This is a genomic window from Butyrivibrio sp. MC2021, from assembly GCF_000621605.1.
In the GTDB taxonomy this organism is placed as follows: domain Bacteria; phylum Bacillota; class Clostridia; order Lachnospirales; family Lachnospiraceae; genus Butyrivibrio.
Map to the genome: position 1 here is coordinate 1 of NZ_JHXX01000029.1, position 5,114 is coordinate 5,114.

General features: G+C 36.6%; 7 protein-coding genes. All 7 read right to left on the minus strand.

All coding sequences use genetic code 11. The features are described 5' to 3' along the window. Positions 1-266: 266 nt before the first annotated feature. Entirely contained in the window at positions 267-1,112 is an 846-nt protein-coding gene (locus T359_RS0117355; protein WP_026518497.1) for a DUF2268 domain-containing putative Zn-dependent protease, read from the minus strand. A 243-nt stretch (positions 1,113-1,355) separates the two neighbouring features. Beyond that, positions 1,356-2,156, minus strand: coding sequence for a hypothetical protein (locus T359_RS0117360; protein WP_026518498.1), 801 nt, complete (start codon positions 2,154-2,156; stop codon positions 1,356-1,358). Next, positions 2,153-2,626, minus strand: a complete 474-nt coding sequence (locus T359_RS0117365; RefSeq protein WP_026518499.1) for an RNA polymerase sigma factor — start codon at positions 2,624-2,626, stop codon at positions 2,153-2,155. The genes T359_RS0117360 and T359_RS0117365 overlap by 4 nt, the downstream gene beginning before the upstream one ends. A 595-nt stretch (positions 2,627-3,221) precedes the next feature. Continuing rightward, positions 3,222-3,395, minus strand: a complete 174-nt coding sequence (locus T359_RS22640; protein WP_155840166.1) for a hypothetical protein — start codon at positions 3,393-3,395, stop codon at positions 3,222-3,224. Positions 3,396-3,526: 131 nt separating this feature from the next. Further along, positions 3,527-3,649: a hypothetical protein gene (locus T359_RS23200; RefSeq protein WP_256374493.1), complete on the minus strand. Its 123-nt coding sequence runs from the start codon at positions 3,647-3,649 to the stop codon at positions 3,527-3,529. Positions 3,650-3,711: 62 nt separating this feature from the next. Continuing rightward, entirely contained in the window at positions 3,712-4,419 is a 708-nt protein-coding gene (locus T359_RS0117390; protein WP_026518500.1) for a PBECR4 domain-containing protein, read from the minus strand. A gap of 425 nt (positions 4,420-4,844) precedes the next feature. Beyond that, on the minus strand, positions 4,845-5,114 hold a 270-nt coding region (locus T359_RS22900), incomplete at its 5' end, for a hypothetical protein (protein WP_026518501.1).

The window sequence follows — 5,114 nt, forward strand, 5'->3', positions numbered from 1 at the left end:
CATTACTTAGGTAAACCAGAACATTTTCTCTTTTCTTGGATAAGTAAACTAGCGGCACCCCATGATTGGAAATGCGTGGTTCCAAGATAGTTATATTATTTATTGGTGATGCATGATACCAGTCCATATACTTGTCTCCTCGTTGAATTCAAGATTGAATTTGCTGCCTTAATTAAGAAAAAAGACGTCACATAATGTGACACCCTTCTTTCAATCTTTTAGTTCAATGATTTATTTAATACTATTATCTTTTATACCGAATTACCTTATTTTTCTATAAGGTCCCCCATGAGTGATAATACTTCTGGAGTGTTCATATTTGTTAACTTCATGTAACTATAACCTTGTTCCACAAGCGCATGAGTAAGCCACATCCCAACAAAGTAACCAGGAACACACACATTATCATCTTCGTTAGATGTTGTAAAAAACCTCATCATAATTTCTTGATTCAGCGATTTACCTCCTTCAGTCCATAATTCTTTTATCAAGGAATCTGCATGTTCCAGCATGTATTGTGCCGATTTCTGTTTTATTCCGAGGCTTAGTGCTATTGTCTCTGTGTTCCACTTCAAATCTTCAATCCAAATAGGACAGTAAGACGCCAATCCCTCGCTTACCATCCGCGCCTTAAGTGTGATACTATCTGTTTCGCCTGTACTATGAATGCGGAGCAAGTGGTGCAATTCATGTGGAACAAAGAAAGTACAAAATTCAGAATCAACAGGTCTATCCATGCCTATATACACGAACTGATTTCCATTTTCCTCAGGAAGCGAAGCACCTCCAATATTGCCTAATTCTAGCCCGAGATATAGATCAAACGGAAAGTCAATTCCAATTCTTTTACTGCACTTTTCAACATAGTCCGGAATCCGATTAAATAATCCATTATCATAGTTTGCTTCACCTTGATGTAATAATGCTTTAAGATTACAGCCTTCAATATAATCTTTTAAATTTTCCAATGAGCTATTATACAAATACTTTTCTACTGCTTTAAATAGAGTCGGGTACTTAGCTGCATATATCTTATATGCTTCATACTTCCCTTGGTTTTCAGCGGAATTACACATCTTCCTATAATCATCAAGCATTGAAATAACACGCATTGTTAATTCCCCTCCGTTGTAATAATCTTCAGAATATCAATTCAGTGAATTTAGGTCTACTCATATGATTCTTTGTTGGAAATAATATTTACTTTTTTCAACTAAAACCAACCTTATAGACCACCTCGTCTTATTATACCCATAGGAAAAGCAGTACACAATTCAAATATGGATCATGTACTGCGCAAAAGCTACATATATAGCTGATGGAATTATAGGTACAAGACAAGGTTAGCGTCAGCTTCACTTATGCTCGATAATCTCTTTCGCCATGGAATAGAGGTCATCCGTAGTTAGGTCATTTCCTGATGATTCCAGAAGGTAAATTACATTATCCATCTCAAAAAGCAGTGTGGAAGCGTAAGTTGTTTTCCTCTCTAGTGATCCATAATAAATAAAAAAGTGGTTGTCAGATTCTGCTCGTTCCAACTCCTCATTTGTCAGCGTTCCCTTCTCAGATGCCGGAACTGATAAATACTCGTTCAGGCTATAATATAGAGTTATTCCATCAATTTCTGTCTGATCGGTAGCATTTTGGGCATCCTCACTATCTTTCAGGTGAGCACTTGCTATCACAGGGTTCATGTGAATTTCAAGATCAGCTTTGTTCTCACATGTATAGTGGATATTTACGGCTTTTTCCTTGGATATTTTGCTGCTATCACCGTCAAAAGCATTTGTTTCTGACAGGTACATATATTGAAATTTGTAGCCATTCTTGAAGGCTTCTACTGCAGAAATATCTATCTGTGCCGCTTTTTCATATTCTGTAAGATTTTCAAAATGCCTTGTTCCTGATAAATCAACTTTTTTGCTGGTCAATTTAGCCGGATTACCGATAAATGCAGCAGCGATCAGACCTAATGTCATTAGGCACGCAGCCGCTAAGACTGCGTATTTCTTTATGCTGTTATTTCTTTTCTTGCCAGATATACTGGTAATCGGAGTTGTAGTAATCATCCTCTGGATCATCCTGTTTTTGGCATCATCTGATAGTGTCAAATTTGCCATAGCGTCAAGATATTCTGCATTTCTGCTCATCATTGCATGTCCTCCCTTATTGTCAGTTGTAGTTTTTTCCTGGCTCTTGATAAAAGAGTCCTTACAGATAGTTCTGTTTTTTGAAGTATTGAAGCAATCTCTTTTATCGAATACCCTTCGTAGTAGTACAGGTAAATGCATATACGATAGTTATGCGGAAGCTTCATTACTTCTTCAGTAATACCTGTTTCGTGTGATTCCGTGGCCTTGATATCTCCCAGTTCTTCCAATGTAGTTGTGTTTTTGAAGGCTGAACTCTTGAGTACATCTTTGCAGGCATTGATCGTAGTTCTGATGATCCACGCTTTCTCATGTTGCTGGTTTTCAAAATGGACATCTGAAGCGATATATTTCAAGAAAACTGTTTGGCATATATCCTCTGCGTCTGATGCATTTTTCAGATAGTTCACGCCTATGCGATATATCAGGTCACCGCAGCTTTCAACCAGTCGCCGTGCTTCTTTCTCCTCCATATGTTTGCTCGCTTTCTATTGTTTTTGAATCTCTCTACTTATAATACGATTGATATACCACAAACGTTACAGTAAAATATAAAAATGTTGAAGGTACATGTTTACTGGAGTGAAACATCAATGACTTTTAGAGAAAAACTGGAATCTTTACCTGAATCAGAATGGAAAAATAGTAAGGTAATGATTAAACCAATAGTAAATGAAAAAGAGCTGATATATGCAACTTATGACTGTCAGCTTACCAAAGAACAGCGGTTCACATTCTTAAAGCTGCGGAGCCTGATATGATGATCAAACTAGCTACAGAAACTAGCAACAAGAAAGCTCAGGTGTTATATTCCTCATTAGGATTCAAACAGCTTCTAGAAATGGATGGAGAAGATCTTGTATTTGGACTATAATTTAAAATCCGATTCGCATTATTGCTTGCGAATCGGATCTTCATCTTAAAACATATTATCCAAAAGAACTCCGAAGTGTTCTTGGTAAATCTTCAAGAACGGAATTGATGCTGGCACCGCTTCCGCTGAAAACCTCGAAGGTTTTCGTTCGTTGTAAAGAAGTATATCACAAACACCTAGCTTAACAAAGGCTATTATACTTTCATATGTTTAAAAAACTCTTGCTCATATATTCTATCCCACTCCTCATCAAGAATCCAATCATCATCCGGAGAAAGATCTTTGATTCTTACAGCGTTTTTATGTAATAATTCTCTGTTCTCTTTAAGAAACTCCTTATAATCTTCAACAGATCTAATATTAGCCATAGAATCCTCCTTTCTGGATACTCATGAAGAATAAACAATGATTCTGACAACCATTGTTATTTATTTTACACATAACAAAAGCAGCTTCCAGAGAAACTCTGGAAGCTGCATAAAATCTAGGTTTGTCAAGATCACTCTACGATTGTAGCAACCTTACCTGATCCAACTGTACGTCCACCCTCACGGTTTATTCCGGGGTAAATCGTCATGACAAATGGCTTAAATACGCGATTCTTTTTGAGGATATTATTCATATTTGCCTCATTTTTTGATGTTTTTGAAATTTTAGGTACCAAACGGGTACCAGAGACTACGATCATGAAGGTTTAACAATTGTCTCGCCATCTTCAAAATCAATTTTATCTCTAATAGACATAGGTAGATCAATTACTTTAATGCCTTTTGTTACGCATCCTATTATCTGCTTGAACTTATTATCTCCAGGATTCTTTACCAGTACTGCTATGACATTCGAATAATCTGTTGCGTAATCTCCTATAATACCATTTAACATAGTAACCGGAACAGGTATCATACTTTCTTTACGTTTATCGAATCCAAGCACGCCTCTGTTATTTCCTAATGCCATCTCAAACCGGTTGTTCAGAGTAATCTTATTATGCACTCCCATTCTGTATGCTTTTACTCCTTTATATTCAAATAACGAAGGAAAAACCTCAAGCTTTGCAGAAGTTGTCTTTTTACTCTCTTTATACGTAATGTGTTCTTTATCAAGAGGCTTATCTGTATGGCCAATGCACTCCTCATAGAATTGTTTTGCATTAACATACTTATTTACTGTGCACCCTACCAAATGAATGAAGTTTTCCTTTTTGCAATGAGCAATATAGTATTTATATTCAGCGTTCTCCGTGTTTTTCCGGTATATAAACATAACTTCCTTATCGCAAATAAGAGAATACGCATTGGCTGATTTACAAAGCAACTCTTTTATTTCTTCATCTGACTTTATTCTTACATTGTTGTAATTCCAGGAAGTAGTCGAAATCCTTTTTCTAGCCATTTTTTACCCCAACAAAAAAGCAAAAAGTCCGGTTGGAAATCCAATCGGACTTGCTTTTGCTCATGTTTTCTGATTTTATAGATGCCCGCCATCTTGCCTCGCGGCACGGATTAACCTATCCGTAAAAGGTTTTGATGGTCTCCTGACAACGACACGCGCTTCATTAAGCCATCTCGGAGTTCGAGTTTTTACACTGTCAGAACCAGTGGGAGAAGCTCCTTATCTCCATAAAGATGAGCATGGCTCATCTGGCAATTACAATATAACATTTTTAGGTGATAAATATCAATATCCCATATCTTATTTTTTTATAATTTTTGTTACAGTTCATCCCCTAGTTTAGACTGTAAGAAATAGCCCTTCCATCATCACGTCCTATTATACCCATAGAAAAAGCAGCACGCAATTCAAATATGAATCATATTCTATAGTTTTTCAAATATATCTTTAAACTTTCCTTCAAGGAATTGGCGATAGTCCGGCTGATCTTCAGCCGCTTTATACTCCTGAATTACTGTATTACGAATCCAATCTATCTTCTTTTGACTTTGATTCTCATACCTTATAAGGCTAATAAGGCCTTTGTTTTCAGCTTCTAGAATTTCCATATAAGCATCAGGAACATATTCGCAATCACATACCTGCACTGGTATACTTGAAGTTCCAGCATCGGGAATACCTATACAATAACCGGA

Bases quoted from the DNA above. Each gene is read 5' to 3' on its own strand.
- T359_RS0117355 (WP_026518497.1), bottom strand. From the start codon at position 1,112: ATGCGTGTTATTTCAATGCTTGATGATTATAGGAAGATGTGTAATTCC.
- T359_RS0117360 (WP_026518498.1), bottom strand. From the start codon at position 2,156: ATGATGAGCAGAAATGCAGAATATCTTGACGCTATGGCAAATTTGACA.
- T359_RS0117365 (WP_026518499.1), bottom strand. From the start codon at position 2,626: ATGGAGGAGAAAGAAGCACGGCGACTGGTTGAAAGCTGCGGTGACCTG.
- T359_RS22640 (WP_155840166.1), bottom strand. From the start codon at position 3,395: ATGGCTAATATTAGATCTGTTGAAGATTATAAGGAGTTTCTTAAAGAG.
- T359_RS23200 (WP_256374493.1), bottom strand. From the start codon at position 3,649: ATGAATAATATCCTCAAAAAGAATCGCGTATTTAAGCCATTTGTCATG.
- T359_RS0117390 (WP_026518500.1), bottom strand. From the start codon at position 4,419: ATGGCTAGAAAAAGGATTTCGACTACTTCCTGGAATTACAACAATGTA.